Source organism: Thiocapsa sp. (assembly GCF_018399035.1).
GTDB lineage: Bacteria > Pseudomonadota > Gammaproteobacteria > Chromatiales > Chromatiaceae > Thiocapsa.
Map to the genome: position 1 here is coordinate 1,469,303 of NZ_CP073760.1, position 25,288 is coordinate 1,494,590.

At 62.6% G+C, this 25,288-nt stretch carries 39 protein-coding genes and 3 pseudogenes; 4 read left to right on the forward strand and 38 right to left on the reverse strand.

The window, feature by feature from the left end:
- Positions 1–128: 128 nt before the first annotated feature.
- From KFB96_RS06735 to KFB96_RS06830, 22 genes are all read right to left on the reverse strand, one after another.
- The gene (locus tag KFB96_RS06735) at positions 129–308 is read right to left on the reverse strand and encodes a type II toxin-antitoxin system HicA family toxin (RefSeq protein ID WP_213465409.1); all 180 of its coding nucleotides are present in this window, start codon (positions 306–308) and stop codon (positions 129–131) included.
- Complete coding sequence (locus tag KFB96_RS06740; protein WP_213465407.1) at positions 305–523, reverse strand: type II toxin-antitoxin system HicB family antitoxin; 219 nt, start codon at positions 521–523, stop codon at positions 305–307. The genes KFB96_RS06735 and KFB96_RS06740 overlap by 4 nt, the downstream gene beginning before the upstream one ends.
- Positions 524–781: 258 nt before the next feature.
- The gene (locus KFB96_RS06745) at positions 782–1,315 is read right to left on the reverse strand and encodes a transposase (RefSeq protein ID WP_213465406.1); all 534 of its coding nucleotides are present in this window, start codon (positions 1,313–1,315) and stop codon (positions 782–784) included.
- Between the two features lie 14 nt (positions 1,316–1,329).
- Positions 1,330–1,617: a DUF3368 domain-containing protein gene (locus tag KFB96_RS27440; RefSeq protein WP_367115032.1), complete on the reverse strand. Its 288-nt coding sequence runs from the start codon at positions 1,615–1,617 to the stop codon at positions 1,330–1,332.
- Positions 1,618–1,619: 2 nt separating this feature from the next.
- Positions 1,620–1,982 carry a DUF3368 domain-containing protein gene (locus tag KFB96_RS06755; protein WP_213465402.1) on the reverse strand — a complete coding sequence of 121 codons (363 nt, stop codon included), beginning with the start codon at positions 1,980–1,982 and terminating at the stop codon, positions 1,620–1,622.
- Positions 1,975–2,226 (reverse strand): UPF0175 family protein, encoded by a 252-nt coding sequence (locus KFB96_RS06760; RefSeq protein WP_213465400.1) that lies wholly within the window; start codon positions 2,224–2,226, stop codon positions 1,975–1,977. Before KFB96_RS06760 ends, KFB96_RS06755 begins: the two co-directional genes overlap by 8 nt.
- 235 nt (positions 2,227–2,461) lie before the next feature.
- Positions 2,462–3,031, reverse strand: a complete 570-nt coding sequence (locus tag KFB96_RS26450; protein ID WP_300971350.1) for a hypothetical protein — start codon at positions 3,029–3,031, stop codon at positions 2,462–2,464.
- Positions 3,032–3,606: 575 nt separating this feature from the next.
- Positions 3,607–3,795, reverse strand: coding sequence for an SAF domain-containing protein (locus KFB96_RS06770; RefSeq protein ID WP_213462844.1), 189 nt, complete (start codon positions 3,793–3,795; stop codon positions 3,607–3,609).
- Positions 3,796–3,973: 178 nt separating this feature from the next.
- Positions 3,974–4,147: an SAF domain-containing protein gene (locus KFB96_RS06775; RefSeq protein WP_213462851.1), complete on the reverse strand. Its 174-nt coding sequence runs from the start codon at positions 4,145–4,147 to the stop codon at positions 3,974–3,976.
- Positions 4,148–4,518: 371 nt separating this feature from the next.
- Positions 4,519–5,451: a hypothetical protein gene (locus KFB96_RS06780; RefSeq protein ID WP_213462849.1), complete on the reverse strand. Its 933-nt coding sequence runs from the start codon at positions 5,449–5,451 to the stop codon at positions 4,519–4,521.
- Positions 5,452–5,665: 214 nt separating this feature from the next.
- Positions 5,666–5,854: an SAF domain-containing protein gene (locus KFB96_RS06785; RefSeq protein ID WP_213462844.1), complete on the reverse strand. Its 189-nt coding sequence runs from the start codon at positions 5,852–5,854 to the stop codon at positions 5,666–5,668.
- Between the two features lie 179 nt (positions 5,855–6,033).
- The gene (locus tag KFB96_RS06790) at positions 6,034–6,207 is read right to left on the reverse strand and encodes a hypothetical protein (RefSeq protein ID WP_213462848.1); all 174 of its coding nucleotides are present in this window, start codon (positions 6,205–6,207) and stop codon (positions 6,034–6,036) included.
- Between the two features lie 372 nt (positions 6,208–6,579).
- On the reverse strand, positions 6,580–6,864 hold the full coding sequence (locus KFB96_RS26455) for a hypothetical protein (protein WP_300971351.1): 285 nt from the start codon (positions 6,862–6,864) through the stop codon (positions 6,580–6,582).
- Between the two features lie 61 nt (positions 6,865–6,925).
- Positions 6,926–7,567 carry a hypothetical protein gene (locus KFB96_RS26460; RefSeq protein ID WP_300971352.1) on the reverse strand — a complete coding sequence of 214 codons (642 nt, stop codon included), beginning with the start codon at positions 7,565–7,567 and terminating at the stop codon, positions 6,926–6,928.
- Positions 7,568–7,780: 213 nt separating this feature from the next.
- Positions 7,781–7,969, reverse strand: a complete 189-nt coding sequence (locus KFB96_RS06800) for an SAF domain-containing protein (protein ID WP_213462844.1) — start codon at positions 7,967–7,969, stop codon at positions 7,781–7,783.
- Positions 7,970–8,201: 232 nt separating this feature from the next.
- Positions 8,202–8,795, reverse strand: coding sequence for an N-acetylneuraminate synthase family protein (locus tag KFB96_RS06805; protein ID WP_300971353.1), 594 nt, complete (start codon positions 8,793–8,795; stop codon positions 8,202–8,204).
- 197 nt (positions 8,796–8,992) lie between these two features.
- On the reverse strand, positions 8,993–9,445 hold the full coding sequence (locus tag KFB96_RS06810) for a hypothetical protein (protein WP_213462842.1): 453 nt from the start codon (positions 9,443–9,445) through the stop codon (positions 8,993–8,995).
- Entirely contained in the window at positions 9,427–9,816 is a 390-nt protein-coding gene (locus tag KFB96_RS06815; RefSeq protein WP_213462841.1) for a HEPN domain-containing protein, read from the reverse strand. The genes KFB96_RS06810 and KFB96_RS06815 overlap by 19 nt, the downstream gene beginning before the upstream one ends.
- Before the next feature lie 65 nt (positions 9,817–9,881).
- Positions 9,882–10,013 carry a hypothetical protein gene (locus KFB96_RS26465; protein WP_300971354.1) on the reverse strand — a complete coding sequence of 44 codons (132 nt, stop codon included), beginning with the start codon at positions 10,011–10,013 and terminating at the stop codon, positions 9,882–9,884.
- Between the two features lie 1,027 nt (positions 10,014–11,040).
- Complete coding sequence (pseI, locus tag KFB96_RS06820) at positions 11,041–12,084, reverse strand: pseudaminic acid synthase (protein ID WP_213462839.1); 1,044 nt, start codon at positions 12,082–12,084, stop codon at positions 11,041–11,043.
- Positions 12,081–12,557 carry a hypothetical protein gene (locus KFB96_RS06825; RefSeq protein ID WP_213462837.1) on the reverse strand — a complete coding sequence of 159 codons (477 nt, stop codon included), beginning with the start codon at positions 12,555–12,557 and terminating at the stop codon, positions 12,081–12,083. The genes pseI and KFB96_RS06825 overlap by 4 nt, the downstream gene beginning before the upstream one ends.
- Before the next feature lie 479 nt (positions 12,558–13,036).
- The gene (locus KFB96_RS06830; protein WP_213462835.1) at positions 13,037–13,498 is read right to left on the reverse strand and encodes a hypothetical protein; all 462 of its coding nucleotides are present in this window, start codon (positions 13,496–13,498) and stop codon (positions 13,037–13,039) included.
- A 32-nt stretch (positions 13,499–13,530) separates the two neighbouring features.
- Here KFB96_RS06830 and KFB96_RS06835 point away from each other — a divergent pair, with 32 nt between their 5' ends.
- Positions 13,531–13,782 carry a hypothetical protein gene (locus tag KFB96_RS06835; protein ID WP_213465395.1) on the forward strand — a complete coding sequence of 84 codons (252 nt, stop codon included), beginning with the start codon at positions 13,531–13,533 and terminating at the stop codon, positions 13,780–13,782.
- A gap of 315 nt (positions 13,783–14,097) precedes the next feature.
- Here the strand turns inward: KFB96_RS06835 and KFB96_RS26470 are convergent, their stop codons facing one another.
- Positions 14,098–14,349, reverse strand: coding sequence for a hypothetical protein (locus tag KFB96_RS26470; protein WP_300970458.1), 252 nt, complete (start codon positions 14,347–14,349; stop codon positions 14,098–14,100).
- Here KFB96_RS26470 and KFB96_RS27445 point away from each other — a divergent pair.
- Positions 14,269–15,416, forward strand: a pseudogene (locus KFB96_RS27445) (ISL3 family transposase). The gene KFB96_RS26470 and the pseudogene KFB96_RS27445 sit on opposite strands and share 81 nt — an antisense overlap.
- Before the next feature lie 285 nt (positions 15,417–15,701).
- On the opposite strand, the pseudogene KFB96_RS27450 reads toward KFB96_RS27445, so the two are convergent.
- The 15 genes and pseudogenes from KFB96_RS27450 to KFB96_RS06905 form a co-directional block, all read right to left on the reverse strand.
- A pseudogene (locus KFB96_RS27450) lies at positions 15,702–16,181 on the reverse strand (formyltransferase family protein); the annotation flags it as partial.
- Positions 16,111–16,698, reverse strand: a complete 588-nt coding sequence (pseH, locus tag KFB96_RS06845; RefSeq protein WP_213501833.1) for a UDP-4-amino-4,6-dideoxy-N-acetyl-beta-L-altrosamine N-acetyltransferase — start codon at positions 16,696–16,698, stop codon at positions 16,111–16,113. The gene pseH and the pseudogene KFB96_RS27450, both read right to left, overlap by 71 nt.
- Before the next feature lie 8 nt (positions 16,699–16,706).
- Positions 16,707–16,907, reverse strand: a complete 201-nt coding sequence (locus KFB96_RS06850) for a DUF2283 domain-containing protein (RefSeq protein WP_213462829.1) — start codon at positions 16,905–16,907, stop codon at positions 16,707–16,709.
- Positions 16,908–17,218: 311 nt separating this feature from the next.
- On the reverse strand, positions 17,219–17,683 hold the full coding sequence (locus KFB96_RS06855) for a DUF29 domain-containing protein (RefSeq protein ID WP_213462828.1): 465 nt from the start codon (positions 17,681–17,683) through the stop codon (positions 17,219–17,221).
- Entirely contained in the window at positions 17,680–18,786 is a 1,107-nt protein-coding gene (pseG, locus tag KFB96_RS06860) for a UDP-2,4-diacetamido-2,4,6-trideoxy-beta-L-altropyranose hydrolase (RefSeq protein ID WP_213462826.1), read from the reverse strand. The genes KFB96_RS06855 and pseG overlap by 4 nt, the downstream gene beginning before the upstream one ends.
- Before the next feature lie 33 nt (positions 18,787–18,819).
- The gene (locus KFB96_RS06865; RefSeq protein ID WP_213462824.1) at positions 18,820–19,602 is read right to left on the reverse strand and encodes a DUF1828 domain-containing protein; all 783 of its coding nucleotides are present in this window, start codon (positions 19,600–19,602) and stop codon (positions 18,820–18,822) included.
- 88 nt (positions 19,603–19,690) lie between these two features.
- On the reverse strand, positions 19,691–20,314 hold the full coding sequence (locus tag KFB96_RS06870) for a PIG-L family deacetylase (protein ID WP_213462822.1): 624 nt from the start codon (positions 20,312–20,314) through the stop codon (positions 19,691–19,693).
- Positions 20,315–20,328: 14 nt separating this feature from the next.
- Entirely contained in the window at positions 20,329–20,532 is a 204-nt protein-coding gene (locus KFB96_RS06875) for a hypothetical protein (protein WP_367115073.1), read from the reverse strand.
- Complete coding sequence (locus KFB96_RS26485; protein WP_300971356.1) at positions 20,526–20,657, reverse strand: hypothetical protein; 132 nt, start codon at positions 20,655–20,657, stop codon at positions 20,526–20,528. Before KFB96_RS26485 ends, KFB96_RS06875 begins: the two co-directional genes overlap by 7 nt.
- An 86-nt stretch (positions 20,658–20,743) precedes the next feature.
- On the reverse strand, positions 20,744–21,055 hold the full coding sequence (locus KFB96_RS06880; protein ID WP_213462938.1) for a hypothetical protein: 312 nt from the start codon (positions 21,053–21,055) through the stop codon (positions 20,744–20,746).
- Between the two features lie 124 nt (positions 21,056–21,179).
- Positions 21,180–21,515, reverse strand: a pseudogene (locus KFB96_RS06885) (pseudaminic acid cytidylyltransferase); the annotation flags it as partial.
- 361 nt (positions 21,516–21,876) lie between these two features.
- The gene (locus tag KFB96_RS06890) at positions 21,877–22,710 is read right to left on the reverse strand and encodes a hypothetical protein (protein WP_213462818.1); all 834 of its coding nucleotides are present in this window, start codon (positions 22,708–22,710) and stop codon (positions 21,877–21,879) included.
- Positions 22,707–24,032, reverse strand: coding sequence for a hypothetical protein (locus KFB96_RS06895; protein WP_213462816.1), 1,326 nt, complete (start codon positions 24,030–24,032; stop codon positions 22,707–22,709). The genes KFB96_RS06890 and KFB96_RS06895 overlap by 4 nt, the downstream gene beginning before the upstream one ends.
- Positions 24,029–24,448 (reverse strand): hypothetical protein, encoded by a 420-nt coding sequence (locus tag KFB96_RS06900; RefSeq protein ID WP_300971357.1) that lies wholly within the window; start codon positions 24,446–24,448, stop codon positions 24,029–24,031. The genes KFB96_RS06895 and KFB96_RS06900 overlap by 4 nt, the downstream gene beginning before the upstream one ends.
- Entirely contained in the window at positions 24,445–24,627 is a 183-nt protein-coding gene (locus tag KFB96_RS06905) for a DUF4160 domain-containing protein (RefSeq protein ID WP_213462814.1), read from the reverse strand. The genes KFB96_RS06900 and KFB96_RS06905 overlap by 4 nt, the downstream gene beginning before the upstream one ends.
- Positions 24,628–24,679: 52 nt before the next feature.
- On the opposite strand from KFB96_RS06905, the gene KFB96_RS06910 reads away from it, so the two are divergent.
- Both KFB96_RS06910 and KFB96_RS06915 read left to right on the forward strand, forming a co-directional pair.
- Positions 24,680–24,964: a hypothetical protein gene (locus KFB96_RS06910; RefSeq protein ID WP_213462812.1), complete on the forward strand. Its 285-nt coding sequence runs from the start codon at positions 24,680–24,682 to the stop codon at positions 24,962–24,964.
- A 49-nt stretch (positions 24,965–25,013) separates the two neighbouring features.
- Positions 25,014–25,259, forward strand: coding sequence for a DUF6399 domain-containing protein (locus KFB96_RS06915; protein WP_213462810.1), 246 nt, complete (start codon positions 25,014–25,016; stop codon positions 25,257–25,259).
- The last annotated feature ends 29 nt before the right edge of the window (positions 25,260–25,288 follow it).

Here is a 25,288-nt window from a genome sequence, read left to right on the forward strand (position 1 = left end):
CCTCGTTCCCAAGCTCTGCTTGGGAACGCGGCCCGCAAAGCTCTGCTTTGCGAACCCCCGCGGCACCTCGGCAGACATCGCTTAGCCACGAGAAGCTGAGCTTCTCGGACCGGGCTCCCAAGCAGAGATCACTCTGCACCTAGGCTTTTTAGGATCTTTCTTGCCAAGGGCTCCTTGATCTCGGTATGCCGAGGCACGGCTTCAGTTTTTCCGTTGGCTGGATTGACCCACAGCGCATGCGATGCCCCCTCGCGTTTCAAGTAGCAGCCGGCGATTCTCAGCTTTCGCTCCAGGAAAAGTCTTTTCATCCAATGGCGACCGTGTCGCAGATGGCATCATGCGGAAGGCCGCGTAGGATGTCCGACGTGCGGTCGTCCAGAATCATTTCGATGGCCTGTCGTAGACTCTCCTTGGTTTCCTCGAGCGTTTCTCCCTGTCCATTCGCGCCGGGTATTTCCGGGCAAATCGCCCAAAATCCGCCTTCCGGGGCCGGCTCGATAATCGCCGTGAATTCGCCTTTCATGCGTGATTCTCGTTGGTCTTCGGAGGAAAAGGAAAATAGGGATGCACCCTGAAATGCTCTGTCCGCCAGAGTTGGGAACGTGGTTCTGGTCCACTTTGCTCACCCTCGTTCCCAAGCTCTGCTTGGGAACGCGGCCCGCAAAGCTCTGCTTTGCGAACCCCCGAACACCTCGGCAGGCTCGCTTAGCCACGAGAAGCTGAGCTTCTGGGGCCGGGTTCCCAAGCGGAGCTTGGGAACCAGGGCAACCAGGGCAAGACCTTACCAATCAGGGTCGATATCGATGACACCCGCCATGCCGGCATAGTTGCGTGCGCTCGACCAGCGCCAGTGCTCCGGCAGATCGACATAGCCGCGTTTGACCGGGTTATCGTGGATGTAATCGAGCTTCTGGCGCATGACCGCCTCGTGCTCGATCCGCTGAGGATGGCTCCCTTCCTCCCAGAACTGATAGCTCGACGCCTGTTTGTGACGACGCTTGAACAAGGCGAGCAGATCGAGCAGCCGACCGGCATTTGCGGCCTTTAGTTGGTCGATGATCTGCCGTGCGGTATAGGACTTGAAACGCTGGATCAGGCGCGGGAGCTCGGGCGCGTAGGCCACTAGATGCAAATGGTTTTCGAGGATGACGAAACCATGCAGACGCAATCCCTCGTTGCGCTGTAACCAGCGCCAGGATTCCAGCACGACCTCAACGCTTTGCGAACGGGTAAAAACGGGCAGCCAGTGGTTGACGGTCATGGTCATGAAGTAAGGCGCATCCTCGCCGACGAAGCGATAGCGACTGCGCGGCATCGTTGATCCTCCCTTCAGTCTTGCTGTTCCCCAGCTTCTGCCCCCTCGTTCCCAAGCTCCGCTTGGGAATGCGGCCCGCAAAGCTCTGCTTTGCGAACCCCGGCGTCACCTCTGCAGATATCGAGCGGGCACGCGAAGCAGAGCTTCCGGGGCCGGGTTCCCAAGCAGAGCTTGGGAACCAATTCGCCGATCAGCAACATCGCGCGGTTGATGGTGGTCTCAGACAGATACATCCCATGCTGCTTCAAGTGGGCAATCATCGGCCTTGCGGCCGGGATCACACCACGCCTCTTTGCGAGCATAACTAAAAGCCAAGTGTCCCCAGTAGCGGGATACCCAGCGTGTCTGCACAACGTCGTGCCGCGCCGTCGTCGTTGATTGCGATAACGCCAGGGCGCATCTGCGCGTATGCCGAAACCCCGGACTCGCCGGGGCCAAGATCCCAAGATTGGATGAGTCGCGGCACACTGGGCGTCGCTACGGTGCTGATCCATGACGTGGTCGCCACGGCACGCGCGGTGGGATCAAGCTCGCCGCGACGATTGACTTCCAAAGCCACCATCTCGGGAACCAGAATGCTGAGGGCGGCTTGTTGAAGGAGTTCGATTACCCGCGCCTTCGACAGAAGTATGAGCGGCGAGGCGTTCACCACCGCTTGTTCAGGCATGATTGAGCTCTTTCTCGAGGCTCACGGGGTCGACTTCAAACACGTCCACTTGCTCGGCAGCAAGAGCCGATAGAAAGTCAGTGCGGTCCATCCCCGCGATCATGGCGGCCTTTTCCATGGAGATCTCATTGCGAGCATACCAGTGAATGGCTGCGGCCAAGCGCATTTGTCGAGCAAATTCACGGGGTGGCTGCTTCCTGCTCGAGAACACGTCGTCCGGGAGATCAATGGCGATTTGGATCATGATGTCGTGCGGACCGGGTTCTCAAGCGGAGAGATCGGGCAAGTATTCGCCCCAATCACTCATCGGCGTCCGATCGTAGGCAGGGGTGAGCCTGCGAACCCCAGCAGTTCCGTGGTTTACGGAGCGGCGAATGCCGGGGTTCGTCCCTGACCCCAGCCTAAGCAGAGTACTTGCACAGTCGGAGCTTGGGAACCAGCGCTACCAGTGCACATCACGGCGTCGGCGCACGGCGGATTCAGTGCCCGGTGCGCTCGAGCCAGGCTTTAATCACGTCGGGATCCAGGCCGCTCAGGATCTCCTCGGTCGACAGGCCACGCAGGCGCTCCTCGGTCGGCAGGCCACGCAGGCGGTCCTCGGCGTCCATTCGCTCCAGGAGGGCCGCACGTTCCTCTGGGGTGAACTGATCAACGTCTTCGATCAACAGACGTAAGGTGTCGTGTTTGAAATCCTCGAGGGTATAGGCCATGCCGGGCAACTCCAGGTGGTGCACTTGGGCCAGATGATAGCGCAACAGCAGCGCCGCCGGCTCACACGGCCGGTAATGGTTCAGACCGGAACGCACGCGCTCCAGTTCGCTGGCAAAGAGTTGCCAAGGGGCGTTGCGCGGATGGTCGGCGATCCGATTCAGCACGATGAGGCGAATCGCGCGATGGCCCCAGGTCAGATCATAGACGCCGGGCCAAGCGGTGGCGTGGCTGGCCGCGGGGTGGAGTCGGCGCAAGAGCCCCGTGGGTTGGCGGGTGGCGACGGCGTAGAGCCGAAAATCAGCGGCCGGGAGCAATCGCCCGCCGGCCGGGGCGGACACGGGGTCACCGTCCTGGCCAGCAGGCCCGGGGCCGGCGGCTCGGAGACGAGTTTGCGATAGGTGACATAGTGCCCGATCAGCTCATCCACGGCCCAGGCGTCGAGGCTCTCTTGGGCGGACTTGTAGGTCAGGATGTTGTGCGCACCGAGGCCCTCGAGACCGTCCGGCAGATCGGCCAGCGCTGCGGGGTCGCGGAGATCGGCGGCCTGACCGCTCAGGCGCTCGATGATCAGGACGTCGAGGCGCTGGCTTTTCAGCGCCAATTCCAACTCCAGCTCGACCCGCCAAGGGCGCCCGGTGAAGAGGTCGGTCAGGGCAATACCGAAGAGGCGGTGCCAGGGCGTGGGCGGATGGCGCGGCATCGGAATCAGGCGTGACGCGCAGCGGGAGGTGCTTGCATGGTGACCATCTCCTCTTGTTTGCAGACTCAGGAACGGTTCAGAAACAACTTAGCCATTCCGGTTCATGCCCCCCTCTCCCCAACCCCTCTCCCGCGAGGGGAGAGGGGCTAAGATGGATCACTTGTAATTGAACGGTTGCTAAGGACAGGACAGAACGCTGTCGCAAAGCAGCGGTTAGCCGATGTAATCCCAACGCATTGCCGTCCCCATCGCCGGATCGCGGTTGACCCGTCGCCCGAGCAGGGTGTCGTCGTGTTTCGGTGCGAGACCAAACCCCGGGCGGATCACGCGGATGTTCTCGCGCGTCAACCTATCCTCGGCGTTGAGGTCGGCGGCGATGTCGACGGAGCGGCGAAAGCGCATGGACGGCTTTTCGGCCTCGTCCCCTCGTTCCCTCGTTCCCTCGTTCCCAAGCTCCGCTTGGGAATGCGGCCCGCAAAGCTCTGCTTTGCAAACCCCGGCGTCACCTCTGCAGATATCGAGCGGGCACGCGAAGCAGAGCTTCTGGGACCGGGTTCCCAAGCAGAGCTTGGGAACCAGTTCAAGCCATGGCTGTTCCCATCGCCGGATCGCGGTTGACCCGCCGCCCGAGCAGGGTCTCGTCGTGTTTCGGTGCAAGACCAAACCCAGGGCGGATCACGCGGATGTTCTCGCGCGTCAACCTATCCTCGGCGTTGAGGTCGGCGGCGATGTCGACGGAGCGGCGAAAGCGCATGGACGGCTTTTCCCCTCGTCCCCTCGCCCCCTCGTTCCCCTCGTTCCCAAGCTCCGCTTGGGAATGCGGCCCGCAAAGCTCTGCTTTGCAAACCCCGGCGTCACCTCTGCAGATATCGCGCGGGCACGCGAAGCAGAGCTTCCGGGACCGGGTTCCCAAGCAGAGAGATTGTGAAAGAATTCGCCGTAGGCCGGGGTGAGGAACGAACCCCGGCATCTGCGGATTTGCAACCGTTTGAAATGCTCGGGTTCGCAAGCTCACCCCAGCCTACGACATGCTGTCATTCGGCCCAACGCAGGAATACTTGCACAGTCTCAGGGCTTGGGAACCAGTACGACCAGTGCACATCACCGCGTCGGCGCACGGCGGATTCAGTGCCCGGTGCGCTCGAGCCAGGCTTTAATCACGTCGGGATCCAGGCCGCTCAGGATCTCCTCGGGCGGCAGGACGCGCAGGATCTCCTCGGTCGGCAGGCCGCGCAGGCGGTCCTCGGCGTCCATCCGCTCAAGGAGTGCCGCACGTTCCTCGGGGGTGAACTGATCAACGTCTTCGATCAACAGACGTAAGGTGTCGTGTTTGAAATCCTCGAGGGTATAAGCCATGTCGGGTCGCTCCAGGTGGTGCACTTGGGCCAGATGATAGCGCAACAGCAGCGCCGCCGGCTCACACGGCCGGTAATGGTTCAGACCGGAACGCACGCGCTCCAGTTCGCTGGCAAAGAGTTGCCAAGGGGCGTTGCGCGGATGGTCGGCGATCCGATTCAGCACGATGAGGCGAATCGCGCGATGGCCCCAGGTCAAATCATAGACGCCGGGCCAAGCGGTGGCGTGGCTGGCCGCGGGGTGGAGTCGGCGCAAGAGCCCCGCCGGTTGGCGAGTAGCCACGGCGTAGAGCCGAAAATCGTCGGCGGGAAGCAGTCCCCCGCCGGTCGGGGCGGACACGGGGTCACCGTCCTGGCCGGCAGGCCCGGGGGCCGGCGACTCGGAGACGAGTTTGCGATAGGTGACGTAGTGCCCGATTAGCTCATCCACGGCCCAGGCGTCGAGGCTCTCTTGGGCGGACTTGTAGGTCAGGATGTTGTGCGCACCGAGGCCCTCGAGACCGTCCGGCAGATCGGCCAGAGCTGCGGAGTCCCGGAGATCGGCGGCCTGACCGCTCAGGCGCTCGATGATCAGGACGTCGAGGCGCTGGCTTTTCAGCGCCAATTCCAACTCCAGCTCGACGCGCCAAGGGCGCCCGGTGAAGAGGTCGGTCAGGGCAATGCCGAAGAGGCGATGCCACGGCGTGGGCGGATGGCGCGGCATCGGGATCAGACGTGATGCGCAGCGGGGGGTGCTTGCATGGTGCCCATCTCCTCTTGTTTACAGACTCAGGAACGGTTCAGAAACAACTTAGCCATTCCGGTTCATGCCCCCCCTCTCCCCAACCCCTCTCCCGCGAGGGGAGAGGGGCTAAGATGGATCACTTGTAATTGAACGGTTGCTAAGGACAGGACAGAACGCTGTCGCAAAGCAGCGGTTAGCCGATGTAATCCCAACGCATTGCCGTCCCCATCGCCGGATCGCGGTTGACCCGTCGCCCGAGCAGGGTGTCGTCGTGTTTCGGTGCGAGACCAAACCCCGGGCGGATCACGCGGATGTTCTCGCGCGTCAACCTATCCTCGGCGTTGAGGTCGGCGGCGATGTCGACGGAGCGGCGAAAGCGCATGGACGGCTTTTCGGCCTCGTCCCCTCGTTCCCTCGTTCCCCTCGTTCCCAAGCTCCGCTTGGGAATGCGGCCCGCAAAGCTCTGCTTTGCAAACCCCGGCGTCACCTCTGCAGATATCGAGCGGGCACGCGAAGCAGAGCTTCTGGGACCGGGTTCCCAAGCAGAGCTTGGGAACCAGTTCAAGCCATGGCTGTTCCCATCGCCGGATCGCGGTTGACCCGCCGCCCGAGCAGGGTCTCGTCGTGTTTCGGTGCAAGACCAAACCCAGGGCGGATCACGCGGATGTTCTCGCGCGTCAACCTATCCTCGGCGTTGAGGTCGGCGGCGATGTCGACGGAGCAGCGAAAGCGCATGGACGGCTTTTTCCCCTCGTCCCCTCGCCCCCTCGTTCCCCTCGTTCCCAAGCTCCGCTTGGGAATGCGGCCCGCAAAGCTCTGCTTTGCAAACCCCGGCGTCACCTCTGCAGATATCGCGCGGGCACGCGAAGCAGAGCTTCCGGGACCGGGTTCCCAAGCAGAGAGATTGTGAAAGAATTCGCCGTAGGCCGGGGTGAGGAACGAACCCCGGCATCTGCGGATTTGCAACCGTTTGAAATGCTCGGGTTCGCAAGCTCACCCCAGCCTACGACATGCTGTCATTCGGCCCAACGCAGGAATACTTGCACAGTCTCAGGGCTTGGGAACCAGTACGACCAGTGCACATCACCGCGTCGGCGCACGGCGGATTCAGTGCCCGGTGCGCTCGAGCCAGGCTTTAATCACGTCGGGATCCAGGCCGCTCAGGATCTCCTCGGGCGGCAGGACGCGCAGGATCTCCTCGGTCGGCAGGCCGCGCAGGCGGTCCTCGGTCGGCAGGCCACGCAGGCGGTCCTCGGTCGGCAGGCCGCGCAGTCGGTCCTCGGCGTCCATCCGCTCAAGGAGTGCCGCACGTTCCTCGGGGGTGAACTGATCAACGTCTTCGATCAACAGACGTAAGGTGTCGTGTTTGAAATCCTCGAGGGTATAAGCCATGTCGGGTCGCTCCAGGTGGTGCACTTGGGCCAGATGATAGCGCAACAGCAGCGCCGCCGGCTCACACGGCCGGTAATGGTTCGAGACCGGAACGCACGCGCTCCAGTTCGCTGGCAAAGAGTTGCCAAGGGGCGTTGCGCGGATGGTCGGCGATCCGATTCAGCACGATGAGGCGAATCGCGCGATGGCCCCAGGTCAGATCATAGACGCCGGGCCAAGCGGTGGCGTGGCTGGCCGTCGGGGTGGAGTCGGCGCAAGAGCCCCGTGGGTTGGCGGGTGGCGACGGCGTAGAGCCGAAAATCAGCGGCCGGGAGCAATCGCCCGCCGGCCGGGGCGGACACGGGGTCACCGTCCTGGCCAGCAGGCCCGGGGCCGGCGGCTCGGAGACGAGTTTGCGATAGGTGACATAGTGCCCGATCAGCTCATCCACGGCCCAGGCGTCGAGGCTCTCTTGGGCGGACTTGTAGGTCAGGATGTTGTGCGCACCGAGGCCCTCGAGACCGTCCGGCAGATCGGCCAGAGCTGCGGAGTCCCGGAGATCGGCGGCCTGACCGCTCAGGCGCTCGATGATCAGGACGTCGAGGCGCTGGCTTTTCAGCGCCAATTCCAACTCCAGCTCGACGCGCCAAGGGCGCCCGGTGAAGAGGTCGGTCAGGGCAATGCCGAAGAGGCGATGCCACGGCGTGGGCGGATGGCGCGGCATCGGAATCAGGCGTGACGCGCAGCGGGAGGTGCTTGCATGGTGACCATCTCCTCTTGTTTGCAGACTCAGGAACGGTTCAGAAACAACTTAGCCATTCCGGTTCATGCCCCCCTCTCCCCAACCCCTCTCCCGCGAGGGGAGAGGGGCTAAGATGGATCACTTGTAATTGAACGGTTGCTAAGGACAGGACAGAACGCTGTCGCGAAGCAGCGGTTAGCCGATGTAATCCCAACGCATTGCCGTCCCCATCGCCGGATCGCGGTTGACCCGTCGCCCGAGCAGGGTGTCGTCGTGTTTCGGTGCGAGACCAAACCCCGGGCGGATCACGCGGATGTTCTCGCGCGTCAACCTATCCTCGGCGTTGAGGTCGGCGGCGATGTCGACGGAGCGGCGAAAGCGCATGGACGGCTTTTCCCCCTCGTCCCCTCGTTCCCTCGTTCCCCTCGTTCCCAAGCTCCGCTTGGGAATGCGGCCCGCAAAGCTCTGCTTTGCAAACCCCGGCGTCACCTCTGCAGATATCGAGCGGGCACGCGAAGCAGAGCTTCCGGGACCGGGTTCCCAAGCAGAGCTTGGGAACCAGTACGCATCAACCAGTGCGCATCAGTGCGACGTGCGCGACAGCGCTGGCGGGCTGTTAGCCCAGATACTCCCAGGCCATCGCCGTTCCCATCGCCAGATCCCGGTTCACCCGCCGGCCGAGCAGGGTTTCGTAGTACTTCGGCTCCAGGCCGAAGCCGGGGCGGATGACGCGCAGGTTTTCGGGCGTGAGCGGCTCGCCGGCCTTGATGTCGGCGGCGATGTAGAGCGAACGCCGGAAGCGCAGGGATGGCTTCTCGGCCCCGGTAGGACCGTATTGGACGACACCCAGCGCCTGCCAGGCGCGCTCGGTCTCGGTGACGAGGGCGGCCATCTCGTGGGGTTCCATGGAGAAGGTGCTGTCCACGCCGCCGTCGGCACGGCTGAGGGTAAAGTGCTTTTCGATGACCGTCGCGCCGAAGGCCACGGCGGCGATGCCGACACCGATGCCGTGGGTGTGGTCCGAGAGGCCGACCTCGCAGCCGAAGAGCTCGCGCAGGTGGGGGATGGTTCTCAGGTTGCTGTTCTGCGGGCTGGCCGGGTAGGTGCTGGTGCATTTGAGCAGCACGATGTCGTTGCAGCCGCCGTCGCGCAGGGTTCGCACGGTTTCGTCGAGCTCGGCGAGGGTGGCCATGCCGGTGGAGACGATCACGGGCTTGCGCCTCGATCACGTCGATGCAGGAGCGGCAGTGGCCTCCGCCGCCGACCAGGAGCAATGGGATCATCGCTGGTAAAACACCCGGCCCACACGCCGAATGTGCTCCAAGAGCGCTTCATCCTGGATCGCGGCAAGGCGTGAAAGGTCGATGGCGCAGCACACCCACTGATAGTGCAATCGGCTTCTTTTAGTCACTCAATCGTTACACGCTGTGATTTAATCGGATCGCGTCGTTCCCGAGATAGGTCTTGAGTAGAGCGATTCAACGGGACGACGAGTCGTGCTTGCGGCAGTGTCGTTCGAACTTCCCAAAAGTCTCCACCCCAAACGCTCTGGTAAAATCCTTTTAGATAGTTATCCTGGATTTTCATTAAAGCCCGTAGAAAATCGGTTTCGTCACGGGCACCGAACGTGATGATCGCATTGAACTGAGCCAGATCGTCCGTCTCTAGCTGGCCAATAATTTTTTCAATCAGATAATCGAGTCGCTTCGCCTCGTCGGCTTCGAACCAGTCAGCCCAGAGAATCAGATCCCATTGGATGTCATCGGGATTCTGCGCAACCAGGCACTTGACCTTAAAGGGGCCTCGCTCCTGTTCGATTGTCTCGAGCGATCGAGCGATCTCTAAAGCGAGATTTCGCATAGGTCCTCCACCAGTGTTCTCGCCGCAGCAAGCATGCCGCGCGCGTCGGACTCAACTGCTCGTCTAGGATCTTCGTAACGATTGGTTTCCCTCCATTTGCTCACGACATGCCAGGCAGTGTTTGCCTTTATTGCATCTTCCTTTCCCGTGAATTGCAGAAGAAAAAAGAAATTGTGCGACTTGAGCACGCGCAACTCACCTTCCGTTCTAAATTGCTGCCAATTCAAGTGCTTCGCGATTGCGTATTTCAATGCCAGCTCGACACAATAGCCGGTTAAATAGATCGCGTTTGAGTATCGCTGACTCTCGATCAGGAGAACCGCATCGCTATATTTTTGTTTCAGGTTTTCAGTGATTTCATCGAGCAGCATAGTGTTTCCGTAGCAGCGTCAATGCAATAAGACCGTTTGGGGCGAAACGGCAATCGTCAAGACCCTCAAGCAAAACCGGCACTGCTCGGCAGGTTGATGATCCGCCGCTCCAGCGGCTCGGCGACCGACAGCGGAGCGCGCGGACAGTCGAGAAACGGTGCGAGCCGGTGCATCAGGGTCCAGGCCGGGCGAGTCATGACGCTGGCGGCGTTGGTGGCTTCCAGGATGGCATCGCGCTGGTCGGCGACGGAGTCGTCCAGCAGAAGCGTCTGGAGCCAGTAATTGCTGTGGCAGCCAGTGGTTGACGGTCATGGTCATGAAGTAAGGCGTATCCTCGCCGACGAAGCGATAGCGACTGCGCGGCATCGTTGATCCTCCCTTCAGTCTTGCTGATCCCCAGCTTCTTTCCCCTCGTGACCCCTCGTTCCCTGGTTCCCCTCGTTCGTTCCCCCGCGGTACCTCGGCAGACATCGCTTGGCCACGAGAAGCTGAGCTTCTCGCACCGGGTTCCCAAGCTGAGCTTGGAAAACAGCTCAAGTGTAGGGGCGACTTCAGTCGCCCATAAGCCTCGGCGCGGGCATGTCGGGGCGACTAAAGTCGCCGCTACCCCGCTTCGACCACGGCGCGGGTGTCTCGGGAGTGTGTAGCGGCGACTTCAGTCGCCCGTAAGCCTCGGCGCGGGCATGTCGGGAGTGTGTAGGGCGACTTCAGTCGCCCGTAAATCTCGGTACGGACGTCTCGGGGCGACTGAAGTCGCCCCTACCCTTCTTCAATCTCGGCGCGGGCGTCTCGGGGCGACTGAAGTCGCCCCTACCCTTCTTCAATCTCGGCGCGGGCGTCTCGGGGCGACTGAAGTCGCCCCTACCCTTCTTCAATCTCGGCGCGGGCGTCTCGGGGCGACTGAAGTCGCCCCTACCCTTCTTCAATCTCGGCGCGGGCGTCTCGGGGCGACTGAAGTCGCCCCTACCCTCTCTGCTTTGCGTGGCTGCTCTGGGAAAGCAGAGCTTCCGAGACCGGGTTCCCAAGCAGAGCTTGGGAACCAGTACGCATCAACCAGTTCCGCGTAGGTTGGGCCGACGCAGGAGGCCCAACAATCCGGCGGTTACCTCGACCTCATCGTTGGGCTTCGTTCCTCAGCCCAACCTACGAAGAATTCCTGCACAGTCTCAGAGCTTGGGAACCAGTACGAATCCGTGCGCCGTGCGCGACAGCGCTGGCGGGCTGTTAGCCCAGATACTCCCAGGCCATCGCCGTCCCCATCGCCAGATCCCGGTTCACCCGCCGGCCGAGCAGGGTTTCGTAGTACTTCGGCTCCAGGCCGAAGCCGGGGCGGATGACGCGCAGGTTTTCAGGCGTGAGCGGCTCGCCGGCCTTGATGTCGGCGGCGATGTAGAGCGAGCGGCGAAAGCGCCGCGAGGGCAGCTCCGCCTCGGTCGGGCCGTATTGGACGGCACCCAGCGCCTGCCAGGCGCGCTCGGTCTCGGTGACGAGGGCGGCCATCTCGTGGGGTTCCATGGAGAAGGCGCTGTCCACACCGCCCTCGGCACGGCTGAGCGTGAAGTGCTTTTCGATGACCGTCGCGCCGAAGGCCACGGCGGCGATGCCGACACCGATGCCGTGGGTGTGGTCCGACAGGCCGACCTCGCAGCCGAAGAGCTCGCGCAGGTGGGGGATGGTTCTCAGGTTGCTGTTCTGCGGGCTGGCCGGGTAGGTGCTGGTGCATTTGAGCAGCACGATGTCGTTGCAGCCGCCGTCGCGCAGGGTCCGCACGGTTTCGTCGAGCTCGGCGAGGGTGGCCATGCCGGTGGAGACGATGACCGGCTTGCCGGTAGCGGCGACCTTGCGGATCAGGGGGAGATCGGCGTTCTCGAAGGAGGCGATCTTGTAGCAAGGCGTGTCGAGCGCTTCGAGGAACTCGACTGAGGTGTCGTCGAACGGCGTACTGAACGCGATCAAGCCGAGCTCGCCGGCACGCGCGATGATGGGCGCGTGCCATTCCCACGGGGTGTAGGCGATCTGATAGAGATCGTGCAGGCTTTTGCCGTGCCAGAGGCTGCGTTCGTCGTCGATGAAGAACTCACCGGTCGCGAGCGGCAGGGTCATGGTGTCGGCGGTGTAGGTCTGGAGCTTGATGGCATGGGCGCCGCTGGCTGCGGCGGCCTCGACGATCTCGATGGCGCGTTCCAGGGATTGGTTGTGGTTGCCGGACATCTCGGCGATGACGAACGGCGGATGGTCGCGGCCGATGGGGCGGTCGGCGATCTTCATGGGTCCATGTCTCCGGGATCTCGAACTGTGATCCGCACGTCCGCCAGCACGGCATCGGTGCGACGCGAGGCGCGCGTAAATGTGAGGCGAAATGGACCCACATCGATGAACGCTGGCGGGTAACCGTCGGCGTCCAGCATGCGGATTCGATCGAAGACGCGGTCCAGGTCCGGCGCATCCGACCAGTCGCCTTGCTCGGGTCGGCGGCGCTTGAATAGCGTCGGTTCGCCGACTTGGGGAGATGCTGTCGGTTGCTCCTCGATGAGGGTCACGATCATCGATTCGACGATGCGGTCGGCACGAAGATAGATCTCCTCGGCGCCGCCGTTGAGGTTGAGGGGCCTCTTGAGATAGACCGGACCGGCATCGAGTGCCTCGACGCAGCGAAGTGCGCTGATGACCGTGTTCTCGTGCCCCGACATGATCAGGTTTTGCAATGGCGAACCGCCGCGGCCATACGGCAGGTCAGTCATGTGAAAAATAACGCACTCGAACGGCTCGTAGACCGACGCTGGGATCTTGTAGGACCAGTGCGGAAAGAAGATGGTCCGGATCGCGTCGGCGCGCAGGGATTCGGGTTCGAGTTGATCGGGGGCATCGATCAGCCGGAAGGCTTGACCGGTGCGCTCTTCGAGCCGCCTGCACAGGGCGCGGTTTCAGGGGCGATGGGAGGCGAGTGCGTACATTCGGGCGTTTGTATCGTTGGGTGAGTATAGGTTGAGGTTCCCTCGTTCCCCTCGTTCCCAAGCTCCGCTTGGGAATGCGGCCCGCAAAGCTCTGCTTTGTGAATCCCGGCGTCACATGCGCAGACATCGCTCAGGTATGAGAAGCAGAGCTTCCGGGGCCGGGTTCCTAAGCTGAGCTTGGGAACCAGTTCAGGGGCGATGGGAGGCGAGTGCGTACATTCGGGCGTTTTGTGTCGTTGGTTGAGTCAGGTTGTCCGATGCACGGACTAGCGGCGATTCTTCAGCAGTACCAGTGCCGCAAAGGCCGTACGGTCCCGTACCGATGTACCCTTCAACGCCGAGATTGCCTGTTCGACCTCCGTAATCATGATCAACACGTCGGCCCGGATGTATCTGGCTTCCGGGTCATAGTCGGCCTGATGGCGCTGATCCTGTAAGCGCGCGAAGGTGTCGGCGAAGTGGACGACCCCGGGCGGGAAACCCAGGTTAGTTACCTGACCACATGCATTCTTCGCAAATCCATGCTCCAACGCCCGATAGACCTGCCGCCAGGCTGCGCCGCGTTGCGGAGGACCACTTCCGATCAGCCGATCGGCACACTCCTTGGCCAGCGTGTGAAATAACGCATAGTAAGCGGAACTGATTGCTCGCTTGAGGTCGGCCTGGCGTGGTCGCCGTACATTCACATTGGCGAGTCGGCGCGCGGTCGGGATCAGCTCATGACTCATCGCCAACCCGCGACCTTCTGATTTTCGTGGAAATGGTATCGCAGGTGCGGGAAACGCGATTCGCCGAGGGGCTCGATGGCTTCGCGCAACACCGTGGTCAGGAAATGGAACCGGGCTGGATCCAGGGGCGGTTCGGTGAGATCGAAAAAGGCGTCGACATACAGGACGTCGTCGCCCTCGAAATCGACCCCGGGCGTGACATCGACATGGCGGAGACCAACCGTAGCGAGCCGCTCAGCCAAAAGGGTCTTGATCCGCTGTTGAAGCTGTTCGGAGATTGTTGACTTTATCGCTTCCGTCATTGTTCTTGGCATCTGGTTGATCGGGGTGCTCTTGCCCTGGTATGCCGGGACGCTTGGTTATTGGTTGTTGGTTATTGGTTATTGGTTGTTGGTTATTGGGGCGTGTGCGGCGAGTGCGTCCAACCGGGTGACACGCTTGCGCAGCGCCGCTCAATGCCTCTCGACCCTGATCCGATACCGTCTTCCGTGGTGCTCGAAGAACGCCGGATAGCGCTCGTTGTCGACCACGCGCAAGAGGTTGAACTGCTCGGCGATGGTCTGTTTCGGCTCTCCAGGATCTCATGGGGTTATGATATTTTATAAATCAACAACCTGAAGCTTGCCTGCGGGCAGAACCCCATTCGGACGCGGCCTATAATGATGTTTGACACCGATACCCTTCAGACCCTGCTGAACCTGCCTGATCTCGCCATTGATCGCGTTGTGCTCGGCGAGCGCAGAACGCTCCAGATCCATGTCCACAGCACCTTGGAGGGAACGCACTGTCACCGTTGCGGCAAGCCGATCGACCATGGCTACGGGCTTGGGCAAGAGATCAAGCTGCGGCACTTACCGGTGTTCGACTACCACACCGTCCTTGTTTTGCGACCCAAACGCTATCAGTGCCACTCCTGCGAGGGGCGGCCGACGACGAGTCAGATGCTGTCGTGGTATTCGCCACGCGCCTCGGTTACGAAGGCCTTCGAGCAGCAAATGCTGCTCGAGTTGATCAACAGTACGCTCGAGGATGTGAGTCTCAAGCATGCCGTCGGTGTCGATGCGCTGCAGGGCATTCTGGATCGCCGCATCGAGCCCGAGGTCGATTGGAACGGGATCGAGACGCTGGAGGTCATCGGCATCGACGAGATTGCGTTGAAGAAGGGCCATCGCGATTTTGTCGTCGTGATCAGTGCCTACGTGAATGATCGGCTCCGCGTCATCGCCCTGCTCCCGGCACGGACCAAGGCCGTCGTGGAGGCGTTTTTCGAAGCATTCCCAAGCGCTTACGGCGCACGGTCGAGGTTGTCTGCTCGGACCTTTACCAAGGCTTCATCGGGGCCGCGAAGGCCGTGTTCGGCAAACGCGTCCTCATCTGCGCGGACCGCTTTCATGTCGCTCGCTTGTATCGCGAGGGACTCGAAACCCTGCGCAAGCGCGAGTTCAAGCGGCTGCGTCGCACGCTCTCCAAAGCGTCCCTTGATGAGCTCAAGAACGCGCATTGGGTCCTGCGGCATCGTCGCGCCGACCTGAATGCCGATGAGCGTCGCCTCCTCAATCGCCTCTTCGCCCACTCCCCGAAACTCAAAGAAGCGTACGAAGCCTGCGAGGCGCTCACCGCCATCTACGACAGTCGCCTGTCGAAAGGTCAAAGCAAACGTAAACTGCGCGGTTGGATGCGCCGCGTCACCAACCGCAAGCTCACGTGTTTCGATCGTTTCCTCGGCACGCTCGAGACCCGCTTCGAGGAGATCACGAATTATTTCGTCGGCCGCCGGACCAGTGGCTTTGTGGAAGGGCTCAACAATAAGCTCAAAGTCATCAAGCGCCGCTGCTATGGAATGACGAGCCTCAAACACTTCTACCAGAGGGTGTACCTGGATCTCAATGGATACGCCAAGTTCGGAACCGTTCGTTGATAAAACAAGCGCTTGCCAGGTCGAGCGCTCAGCCATTTTCGGGGTTTCTCGTGTACGGCGAAATGCGGCATAAGTGCCTGTTTTAAAATAACTCATGCGTCCCCCTGAAATCCGGGAGAGCCTCTGTTTCGGATCTAACCGACTGTCTTCCGGGCGACGGCGTGGGTAAAACGTCTGCTCGCCGGACTGGGGCCGGGCCTGTTCGGCGCTGGACGGATAGTCGTCGACAAACCAGCGGCACAGGTTCAAGGTGGCCTCGGCTTGTGCTGCGCGCAGCTCGTCGATGAGCTCGTGGCCTTGGAAGTCTAGCCAGCATTGCGCATAAATTGCGCCGCTGTCGACGCGCTCGGCGGCTTCGAACAGGGTCACCGGGATGCGGTGCTGACCTTCCAGGATCTGCCATGTGAGGGGCGACCAGCCTTTGCCCCGGGGTAGGTCGCTCTCGTGGACGACCAGGGTATGGCGGAAGCGGGCTCGGGTCTCTGCCGATACGATGCGGCCGTAGCTCAGGCAGAAGCAGAAGTCGGATCTTGGTGATTGGTTCGTTGTTGTTGGGTATTGGTTGTCGGTTATTGGTTGTTGGGGTGTTGGGTTCTTTGTGTCGGTTGCATCGTGTGCCCAGTGCACTTCATGTCCCTGCGCTTCCCAGTCCTCGACCAAGTCGGTCACGTAGGAATTGATCCAGCTGTCGGCGTCAGACAGGATCAGGATTTTGCGGGTGGGGGGCGCTGCGCTGCGCGGCGAGTGCGTCCAACTGTGCGACACGCTCGCGCAGACGATCGCGGTGTTGCTCCCACTCGGCGACGAGTAGACCGAGGCGTACGACGTCGATGTATTGGGTGCCGTCGAAGTGCTGGTCGCGAAAGAGACCCTCTTGGGTGAAGCCGACCTTTTTGTGTAGGTTGACAGATGTGACGTTGGTGGCCAGCACCTCGCCGTTGAGCTTATGCAGGGACAGCTCGCCGAAGGCCAGCATGAGCGCCTCGTAGAGGATGCGCGTGCCGGTGCCGGGCGGGGCGTCGGGCCGGGCGTAGAAGCCCCAGGAGGCGGTGCCTTGCTCGGGGCTGATCGCGGTGAAGTAGACCACGCCTTGCGGGGTGTCGGCGGCGTCGCGGTAGAGATACCAGCGTGCGCCGGGGTCCTGCTGCAGGCGTTGAAACCAAGCCCGGTGCTCGGCGGGCGCGATCTCGTGGTGGGTGTACATGTTCCGACGCACGGCGGGGGCGTTGCGCCAGGGCAGGATGAGGTCGAGGTCGGTTTCGGTTAGGAGCGCCAGTGTCATGTCTGCGCTCAGGAATGCTCGAATTGCATCACGGAGAGATCCGCGCTGCTGGCTCGCTCGGAAACCTGTAGAAACTCGACCCCGACGACTTGATCGTTTTCGTCGAAATCCAGGATCACACCCGGCCGCACTTCTTCGGACTCGATGATGTCGCCGGCTCGGAGGCGGAAGTACAACGCGTCGCCGTCTTTGTCCAGTTTCACTTTCATCGTGTTTTCCTGAGTCGTCGATCAAAGAAAGGCGTCACGCAAGTTGGCTGATCACCCGATACTTGGTCATCGTTTCGTCCATGCCTCTTGGGTTCCCCAACCGAACGCGAAACTCCGGCCGCACGCCCTGGGTACGCCGACTTCAGTCGGCACCCCGGGGGGGCGGACTTCAGTCCGTCGCGCGGGCGCGCTCAGGCGACTGAAGTCGCCCGTCCCCGGGAGCCGGATGAATCCGGCGTTCCCAAGCGGTCGCGGGCGGCAACCTGGACACTGCCGATGTGGCCGATACGATGATCGAGGTCGTGAACGTTCTACCCGTCAGACGCAGGCTTCGAGCTCGGAAAATAGTCCGGGTCGAGTACCTGCTCGATGGAATACGGACACACGACAGGGACTTGAACCTGCTCATCGTAGAGCTCGAATGACTTTTGCGCGGCTCTCCGGGCTTGCTGCCAGGCCTTGGCAAACAGCTCGGGCGCGTGGTGTTTCAGGCTCGGCGTGGCGTCGATCCGCGTTTGGGCTTGATCGCGAAACTCGATGATTTCCTCGGTCCACTTTGCTCTTGGATCGGAGGCTGGAGAGAGTGCCAACTTCAGGAGATGAAGCAGGATCTGCCGAAGCAAGGACTGTAAGGCCAGTTTTTGCTCTCTTCCCATATCTTCGATTTCCTCGGCAATGTGCTCGAGATCCAATGCGTCCCAGCGCCGCGCACGCAGGAAGGCGGATTGCTCTTGCGTCCAGCCGAGAAAATCGGTTTCGTAGGTCTGTGCCGTCATCCGTCCCCTCCTATACCCGTTTGCATGGCCCGAACGACCCGAGCAGCGCCCTGCCCGTCCACCAGTTCCATGCCGGCGGCGGCGAGATGTTGCCGTCGCGCTCGATCTTGAACCAGTTGTCGTACGGCTTGGCGCAACACCTCGATGCCGACGGCATCGCGATGACCAAGATAATGGATCACGTCACCGGCGGCGAGGGCCGCGCAGGCTGGACGCTGATTCTCGGCGATGCTGACGACCAGGCTCGGCAGGCCCAGGCAGCAGCGTTCCCAGGTGGTGGTGCCGCCCGCACCGATGGCGAGGTCGGCCTCGGCCATCAGGTCCGCCAGGTGCGGCCGCGGGCCGTGCAGCCGGGTGCCGGGGCGGGCGGCGGCTTGCCGGCTCAACGACTCGCGGTGCGGGTTGGTGGCGCCGACCACGCAATCCACGGTCAGATCGGCCAGATCGGGCGCCGCCAGTGCCTGGAGTGCGAGCCCGGTCAGGTCCTGCGGATCGGTCCCGCCGAAGAAGATCAGCAGCCGCTGCACGTCTCTCCCGCGCGAGCGCAAGGTTCGCCGCTGCTCCGCATAGGCGGGGTGCAGGAGGGCATAACGCGGGCCGATCAGGGTGACGGCGGATTTGGGCAAGAGGCCGGCGTAACGCCGTGCTCCGTCGGTCGCGTAGTTTTGATCCAGCAGCAGGTCGGCGTCGTGCCGGCGGTTGGCCAGGTCGTCGATGACCAGGATGCGGCCGACCTCTGGTCGCAATGCCTGCTCCCAGTCGGCATCCAGTCCGTAGTGATCCACTACGAGCCAGTCGGGCCGCCAGCCGGACAGTGCGGCCAGGGTCTCGGCGGCGTCTTGAAGCTGCGGGACGCCGAGCCAGCGGGCGTAGTTCTCCGAGGCGGTCGACTCACCCGTGTCGATGTCGTTCGGCGGGGCCGGGAGCGCTGTGGTCGCGAAGGCATCGGCGGCGAGTGTGTCGATCTGATGGCCGGGATGCGCGCGGCAGATGAAGCGCACCTCCGCACCTTGGGCGCGCAGGCCCTGCGCCAGGGTCCGGCAGCGCACCAGATGACCGAGGCCCATGCGGGTGGAGGCGTCGACACGTAGGGCGATCTTCACTCTAAGCCCTGCTTCGGATCAGGCATCGCCGGCTCAAGCGGCATCCGCCAGGACGTCGGCAAAGACGTCCGGCTGTGACCACCGGGTGACCGTCGATAGCGGCTCCAGCAGGATGAAATCCTCCGGCGACCAAACATCCGCCGTATCGTCGAACAAACTGACGAAGCGCAGCGCCTCCGGCCCGGCAGTGAAATGGTTCAAGTCGAACCATGCGGCCAGGACATGTTCGGCGACCGCACGCGCGGTCGAGCGGCTACCGGTGCTCAGGACCGAAACCAACGAGCCGTGCGCCGGGGCCATGACATGAAAATCGACCGTCCAGCCGCGCCCGGAGCGACCGACGAGCTTCGGTCGGCGCTCGAACGGCAGTTGCCTCTCGGACAAGAAATCCCCGACCTCGTCGTTGACGGACTCCACCGCGCGGGTTCGAAAGGTAAACCAAAGATCGGAGATGCGCAGGCAGGCTTGGGCGACCCGCATGATGACGGTGGCGACTGAATCACCAGGCTTGCAGCGGGCCACCAGCATGCCCTTGAAGAGCTCGATGCCATGGGTGATGCACGCATCTGCGATGAGGGCGTTCTGCTTGGGCGTCCGTCGCGGCGAGAGGGTCTGAGAGCGCAACCATCGCAAGGTCTCGCCGAGATCCGAAACGATCGCAATCCCGTCCTTGATCTGCACGAACAGATCAATGTTGTCGCCATCCGGGTAGAGGAAAGGCGTTCGCACGCGCTCGTCCGGCAGCCACAGGATGTCTCCGGGAATGCGCTTCGTCCGATCATCCAAGAGCGCGCTGAATTCCACATCCGTCAACATGTGCTCGCCTCGCAGTTCGCTGTGGTCATTCGCCCCGATTCTCTTGGTTTACGCGAGATGCCGGCCCAAGACAAAGGCTTCCGCGGCTTCACAGCCGACGGTCGCGCCGCGCCAGCAGGCCAAGTGCTCGACGCCCCCGGCGTGAGCGTGGGTGCGGCCACTCGCGTAGCTCGGCGGAGTAGGCATCCAGGGCAGCGAGTTTTTGCTCCAGCGTTGCGCCGATGTCGACGAACCAGTTGGATACGCATGCCGGCCCGGAGCCGGGCGGCTGCCATTCGGTGCTGGAGGGCACCTCGAAGCAGAGCAGCGTGCGCACCGGATGGCCGCTCTGGGGGCGGCAGGCGGTGACGACGGCTTGATGCACGCAGCGGTGGTCGACGTTGAGATCCCCGGCGTGGTGAGTGAAGACCGTCGCAGGCCGGTGCTTGGCGATCAGGGCCTCGACGCGTTGGGTGATGTCGAGCAAGGGGATGCTGTCGAGACGATTGTCGGGTAGATCGTCGAAACTGACGGATGCCGCGCCGAGGATAGCGGCGGCGGACGTGGCGGCCGCGCGGCGTTGCTCCAATTCGATCGCACTCGATACCGCCCCGGGACTGCGAGCGCCGACGCCGTCCGCGAGGAAGGCGATGTGGACCGCCGCGCCCTGCCCCGACAGCTTAGCGATGGTGCCGCCGCAGCCGAGGACCTCGTCGTCGGGGTGGGCGGCCACGACGAGGATCGTGGCTAGGTGCGCTGCAGTAGAAACCACGTCATGTCGTCCTGAGGAAAGACCGGGTCACGTCGGTAGATGAAGCCGTAGTCGATCAGCTCGAGGTCGGGATAGCGATCGAGCATCTCGCCTGCAAAATCGCGCTTGAACAATCGGTCGGCGTGACCGCGATAGGGTACCGAGACCGGGGTTGGATTGTAGTACTCCGCGATCAGGATGCGACGATAGCTTCATCGCGGTTCCGGTCGATATAGTTCGTGCCGAACTCACCGGCCCAAAATTGCTCTTGTTCGGTCTGAAAACCGGTCGACTGCTTGTTCTGATTGTCCTTGGCATCCGTCACGTTGTTGTCCTCGTTTAGTCACTCTGACCGTTGCGTGTGTCGGCGATCAACGCCTGCCACAACAGCTCGGCGCGTATCCAATCGTCCTAGGTGTCGATATCTTGTACCCGCCAGCGGGGGATGATCAGCGGCGCGCTGTGCCGGTCGAAGATTCGTTTGCCGCTAAGCCAGGCATCGGGCAAACCCCAGTAGAACTGTCCGGCGTCGTGCAACGCGTGGGGGAGATCCTGCGAGCGTTTGCAGAAGTGCTCGGGAAAGAACATCTCCACGCCCCCGTCGGGATCTTGCTTGAAGGCGCGAAAAATCGGCGATGCGAACTCGGTTGCCGTAAAGCTGAAGGCCCAGTCGCCACTTTGCAGAAGTCGGGCCTCGCTCGTAAGACCGGCCACCCAAAACATCAGTCGCTCGTGACACCCGCTCTGCGGTGTCACGCATGCCCCGTGGCGCTCTGCGCCAAGTGCCACGATGGCCGGAATTACGAGCAAGGCCCAGAAGTCGCAAACCGGTTATCAAATCCTTTGACCGCGCGAATGGGGCGGTCGCGTAGATGCAGCACACTGCCGAAAGCGGCAGATCTTGGTCAAGCGCCCATTGAGTCGCGTGGGCAATGACCTCGGTCGTGCCGGCGTAGTCGTTGGACAGCTCTGGAGGCCGTCGGAAGGGTGCCATGGCACCGTGTGCCTTTGCGACCTCCGCGATCTCGTCGTCGTCGGTGGAGACGATGATCTGATCGAACAGGCCGCTGTCCTGCGCGGCTTGGATGGACCAGGCAATCATCGGCTTGCCGCAGAAGTCGCGGATGTTTTTGCGGGGGATGCGCTTGCTGCCGCCGCGAGCGGGGATGATGGCTAGGTTCATTCGTTATTGGTTATTGGTTATTGGGTATTGGTTATTGGGTATTGGTTGTTGGGTATTTGTCTCGTTCCCGGGCTCTGCTTGGGAACGCGGCCCGCAAAGCTCAGGGGGCATGAGGGTCTTGATAGGCGACATCGGACCGGAAGTGGGCGACGTCTACTCTCCAATGGTTACCGGGCGACTCAAGTCGCCTCTACATGTCGGTCGATGCATTCCCGGGGCGGCATGAGGGTCTTGATAGGCGACATCGGACCGGAAGTGGACGACGTCTAGTCTCCAATGGTTACCGGGCGACTCAAGTCGCCTCTACATGTCGGTCGATGCATTCCCGGGATGCGATCGGTGCCTGGGTCGACACCCCGGCTCAGTGCTCCGAGTCGGGCCGAGAGCCGGCACCGAAGACCTCCTCGAAGGTGCGTGCGCTCAGCAGGCGTGTGGACCATTGCAGGAGGGTCTGCGGATCGGCGTCGAGCACGCGCTGGCGCTCCACTTCGCCGAGAGGACCGAATTTGGCGGTAAGCAGGCTCATGAGCATGTTGGCTTGGCCTTCCTGACGGCCTTCCTGACGGCCTTCCTGACGACCGAGGCGTTCGATACTGGTGATGTAGGGCATGTTGGCTTGCTCCTCGAAAGCGATCAGCTCGCGCTTGAACTCCTGCTCCAGACCCTCCGGCAACTGCAACAGCCAATCCAGAACACGAAACAGCTCCAGGATGTCCTCGCGGCTGTAGCCGCGTTGGTAGAGTAGACGCACCAGGCGCATCTTCCAGGCTTTGCGGGTCGCCCCGTCCTTGCTCTCCTGCGCCTTCAGGTGGGCCATCACCACCAGGGCGAAGGGATTGGGGTCGGCTTCCAGCTCGGCCCAACGGGCGTGTAGATCCAGCAGTTTGCACGTCGGAAAGCGAAAGTCCAACGCGCAGCCCCAGCGCTCGCGGGCGTAGGCGCTCGGGCGGAAGCGCGCGGCGGCGTCGGCCAGCACGGCGAGGCTGACGATGTCGGTGCGGTATTTGTCGAAGATGCGGTAATTGTAAACGTACATCCGCTCGGCAAAGCCCGCTTCGGAATCGCCCTGGACCTCGACGTGGACCAGGACCCAGGTCTCGCCCTGTGTGCGCAGCGCTTGGGCGAGTGCACGGCAGCGGGTCAGGTATCCCAGGCCCACGGCGGGGCCTGCGTTGCAACGGAACAGGATGGTCACTCCGAGAGTGCCTGACGATCGATGAAGCCGTGATTGACCAGCGTGGTCTTGATCAGAAGCGGCGAGACATCGAATGCACCGGCCGCGTCTTCGATCTGATCGTCGTTCGGGTTTGAGGTGTCGAGGAAGGCGATCAGATCCTCGACCGGGCAGAGTAGCTGTTGTGCGAATGCGCGCTGGAATTTCTGACGCGACGTCTTCGCGGTGGTGGCCGGGAGGAGTCGCTCGTCGTCGGCAGTGGCGAGGTGATCGCCGACAAGCCGGGCCAGCGCGAAGCGTCGACTCGTCGGCGGGCGGGCGCCGAGCGTGACCGTGAGCACACCGGCGTCGTCGCGATAGCCGACCGAGAGCTGGGTCATCGACGTCGGTGCGGGTGTCGTCAGGTCGGCTTCACGCATGCCCAGGGCCCCGACGAGACGTGCGTTGCTGAGCGCGCCGGGCTCAAACCCCCAATGCGCGCGGGCCGCGTCCGCAAGGCGGTAAGCACGTTGCCAGGGGGCTTCTCCGCCGCCGTAAACCGCTCCACGGCTTAGGCGCTTGGCCGGCTCGGCGCGGGCACGCCGACGGAGGGGCTCGATATCCGGCATTCCGAGCGTGGTTCTGCTCCGATGGGGCACATCGAGCAGGTTCGCCAAGGCCATCGGAGCGGCCTGCTTGAATGCCGCGAGTAGTTCTTCCACAGCGGCGAGCCCCGTGCGGGCCTGCTGGGCCAGGAGCAAATCCAGGAACGCGCCCTCCTCCGCATCCGGGTCGAGACCCGCGATGGCCTCGAGCTTGCGCCACCGGGCGGCGTCGGGTGACCGACGTTCGGCCTGCACTTCACTCCAGAGTGCCTGCAAATCGGTCTGCGGGTGTCCGGTGGTACCGAGTCGATCGATGACCGCATCGAGGAAGCCGTCAATACCGGCCACGAATGCCTCTACCGGGATCTGCACATCGTCTCTCAAGAGATACCGGATGTTCTCGATCGCCGTCGCTGTGCTCGGACGCATCCGAAGGATGACGTTCTCACCGTCGCCGACCAGGGTCAGCGCGGACCACACATCGCCGCCTCCGGCTGCCGCCAAGCAATGCGACATGCGCCAATCGAGATCGTCGCGCTCCGGCTCCCAGCGCAGGCGCCACCAGTTCTCGGCCAACCAGTAGGCGAGGCGGTAAGCGCTGGCCCGCACGGTTGGCCGGACGGTTTGCGCGAGGCGATCTTCAAGCTCGGTGAGACACAGGTCGCCCACGAAGATGCTCGGATCCGCGCCGGCAGCCCGCTCGATTGGATCCTGCGCCGCATTCTCACGCGGAGCGAAGCGGATCTCGAATGCGCTCATCTGGCGTTCCATCGTCCCGGGACCTCGGCCCGGAACGGATCGTCCTGCGGCATCGGATAGCCGTGATAGACGCCTTGGCCGGCATTTTCGAGCATCGCCTCCAACGGATCGCCATTGTCGGTGACCGCCCAGATATTTTGCGGCCAGCCGTCGCGCCTCTGTTGACTGACCAGACCTTGCTGGACCCCCGCACGCAGGTGTTTCAACGCCGCTCTGCGCGTCATGATACCAACGCCATCGCAGAGCGATTTATCCGGTCGGCAATGTGCCGCGGGCGGCGTGAGACCAAAGTCGCCGGGGTTCCGTTTGTGTTCGGGGTTCCCGCCGTACTTCACTCGCTTTGCGAGCCCTTCGGTATCGGTCGCACCAACACTGATCTTGCGCTTGGTGTTGTATCTGTTACGTCTTGGTTTCATCCGGAAATGTCGGTTAGATTGCCTTTTTCGTGACGATGCCGGCGCGCTGCATGACGCGCTAGCGTCTGGATATCGATCTCGACTTTGGCTGCGCCATAACGCGCATGAACAGGTGGCTGCGCGTGGTCATTGTCGTACATGGCGATCACAATCCCAAGAAAACGGCTGATTTCCGGCATTGCTGTTCCGCACTCCTTTGGGGTACGTGGCGCAGAGCGCCACGGGGCATGCGTGACACCGCAGAGCGGATGCGCGCTGGCGCTCCACTTCGCCGAGGGAACCGAATTTGGCCTCGAGCCGAAACAGTGCGGAACAGAGATTGCGCTCGGGCAGAGGACCGGCGTTTGCGAGTCGCTGCTCGTCGAGCAGCAGGTCAGCCTGCCGTGGGCGATAGCTGTCGAGCATTGGCGGCGCCGGCTCGATGAGCGGCTCGAGCGTGTCGGCAGCATGCCAAGGCGTGACACCTTTGTAGAGCACCACGGGCAGAACAGGCGGCAGACGCCCCGTCGCACGTAGGGTCTCGGCGCGAATGAGATCCTGGTAGAGCAGCCCGAGGTAGGTCTGGATGCGTACGGTTCACTTTGTGTCCTGGCATCACCGACTCGGCCCGCGCAAGCAGCAGGTCTTGACCGCCCTGCACAACGTTGCGATCAAGCGGCCCGACGGCACCACGGCCGCCGAGCGCTTCTTCGCTCAGCCCCACCCATCTTTGTTCGACCAGGTGCTCGAGCGCATGCCCTGGCCCGCCCGACCGGCGCGACGACGACCGAGCCCGGCGAGGCCGCCGTACCTCGTCCCTGTGGTGGCTTAGCAACAGTGGACCAATCGATGATCAAGGCC

Bases quoted from the DNA above. Each gene is read 5' to 3' on its own strand.
- KFB96_RS06735 (WP_213465409.1), bottom strand. From the start codon at position 308: ATGAAAAGACTTTTCCTGGAGCGAAAGCTGAGAATCGCCGGCTGCTAC.
- KFB96_RS06740 (WP_213465407.1), bottom strand. From the start codon at position 523: ATGAAAGGCGAATTCACGGCGATTATCGAGCCGGCCCCGGAAGGCGGA.
- KFB96_RS06745 (WP_213465406.1), bottom strand. From the start codon at position 1,315: ATGCCGCGCAGTCGCTATCGCTTCGTCGGCGAGGATGCGCCTTACTTC.
- KFB96_RS27440 (WP_367115032.1), bottom strand. From the start codon at position 1,617: ATGCTCGCAAAGAGGCGTGGTGTGATCCCGGCCGCAAGGCCGATGATT.
- KFB96_RS06755 (WP_213465402.1), bottom strand. From the start codon at position 1,982: ATGCCTGAACAAGCGGTGGTGAACGCCTCGCCGCTCATACTTCTGTCG.
- KFB96_RS06760 (WP_213465400.1), bottom strand. From the start codon at position 2,226: ATGATCCAAATCGCCATTGATCTCCCGGACGACGTGTTCTCGAGCAGG.
- KFB96_RS06770 (WP_213462844.1), bottom strand. From the start codon at position 3,795: ATGCGCTTTCGCCGCTCCGTCGACATCGCCGCCGACCTCAACGCCGAG.
- KFB96_RS06775 (WP_213462851.1), bottom strand. From the start codon at position 4,147: ATGCGCTTTCGCCGCTCCGTCGACATCGCCGCCGACCTCAACGCCGAG.
- KFB96_RS06780 (WP_213462849.1), bottom strand. From the start codon at position 5,451: ATGCCGCGCCATCCGCCCACGCCGTGGCATCGCCTCTTCGGCATTGCC.
- KFB96_RS06785 (WP_213462844.1), bottom strand. From the start codon at position 5,854: ATGCGCTTTCGCCGCTCCGTCGACATCGCCGCCGACCTCAACGCCGAG.
- KFB96_RS06790 (WP_213462848.1), bottom strand. From the start codon at position 6,207: ATGCGCTTTCGCTGCTCCGTCGACATCGCCGCCGACCTCAACGCCGAG.
- KFB96_RS26455 (WP_300971351.1), bottom strand. From the start codon at position 6,864: ATGGCTTATACCCTCGAGGATTTCAAACACGACACCTTACGTCTGTTG.
- KFB96_RS26460 (WP_300971352.1), bottom strand. From the start codon at position 7,567: ATGCCGCGCCATCCGCCCACGCCGTGGCATCGCCTCTTCGGCATTGCC.
- KFB96_RS06800 (WP_213462844.1), bottom strand. From the start codon at position 7,969: ATGCGCTTTCGCCGCTCCGTCGACATCGCCGCCGACCTCAACGCCGAG.
- KFB96_RS06810 (WP_213462842.1), bottom strand. From the start codon at position 9,445: ATGCGAAATCTCGCTTTAGAGATCGCTCGATCGCTCGAGACAATCGAA.
- KFB96_RS06815 (WP_213462841.1), bottom strand. From the start codon at position 9,816: ATGCTGCTCGATGAAATCACTGAAAACCTGAAACAAAAATATAGCGAT.
- KFB96_RS26465 (WP_300971354.1), bottom strand. From the start codon at position 10,013: ATGACTCGCCCGGCCTGGACCCTGATGCACCGGCTCGCACCGTTTCTC.
- pseI (WP_213462839.1), bottom strand. From the start codon at position 12,084: ATGAAGATCGCCGACCGCCCCATCGGCCGCGACCATCCGCCGTTCGTC.
- KFB96_RS06825 (WP_213462837.1), bottom strand. From the start codon at position 12,557: ATGACTGACCTGCCGTATGGCCGCGGCGGTTCGCCATTGCAAAACCTG.
- KFB96_RS06830 (WP_213462835.1), bottom strand. From the start codon at position 13,498: ATGAGTCATGAGCTGATCCCGACCGCGCGCCGACTCGCCAATGTGAAT.
- KFB96_RS06835 (WP_213465395.1), top strand. From the start codon at position 13,531: ATGGTATCGCAGGTGCGGGAAACGCGATTCGCCGAGGGGCTCGATGGC.
- pseH (WP_213501833.1), bottom strand. From the start codon at position 16,698: ATGACACTGGCGCTCCTAACCGAAACCGACCTCGACCTCATCCTGCCC.
- KFB96_RS06850 (WP_213462829.1), bottom strand. From the start codon at position 16,907: ATGAAAGTGAAACTGGACAAAGACGGCGACGCGTTGTACTTCCGCCTC.
- KFB96_RS06855 (WP_213462828.1), bottom strand. From the start codon at position 17,683: ATGACGGCACAGACCTACGAAACCGATTTTCTCGGCTGGACGCAAGAG.
- KFB96_RS06865 (WP_213462824.1), bottom strand. From the start codon at position 19,602: ATGTTGACGGATGTGGAATTCAGCGCGCTCTTGGATGATCGGACGAAG.
- KFB96_RS06880 (WP_213462938.1), bottom strand. From the start codon at position 21,055: ATGTTTTGGGTGGCCGGTCTTACGAGCGAGGCCCGACTTCTGCAAAGT.
- KFB96_RS06895 (WP_213462816.1), bottom strand. From the start codon at position 24,032: ATGAGCGCATTCGAGATCCGCTTCGCTCCGCGTGAGAATGCGGCGCAG.
- KFB96_RS06900 (WP_300971357.1), bottom strand. From the start codon at position 24,448: ATGAAACCAAGACGTAACAGATACAACACCAAGCGCAAGATCAGTGTT.
- KFB96_RS06905 (WP_213462814.1), bottom strand. From the start codon at position 24,627: ATGCCGGAAATCAGCCGTTTTCTTGGGATTGTGATCGCCATGTACGAC.
- KFB96_RS06915 (WP_213462810.1), top strand. From the start codon at position 25,014: ATGCGTACGGTTCACTTTGTGTCCTGGCATCACCGACTCGGCCCGCGC.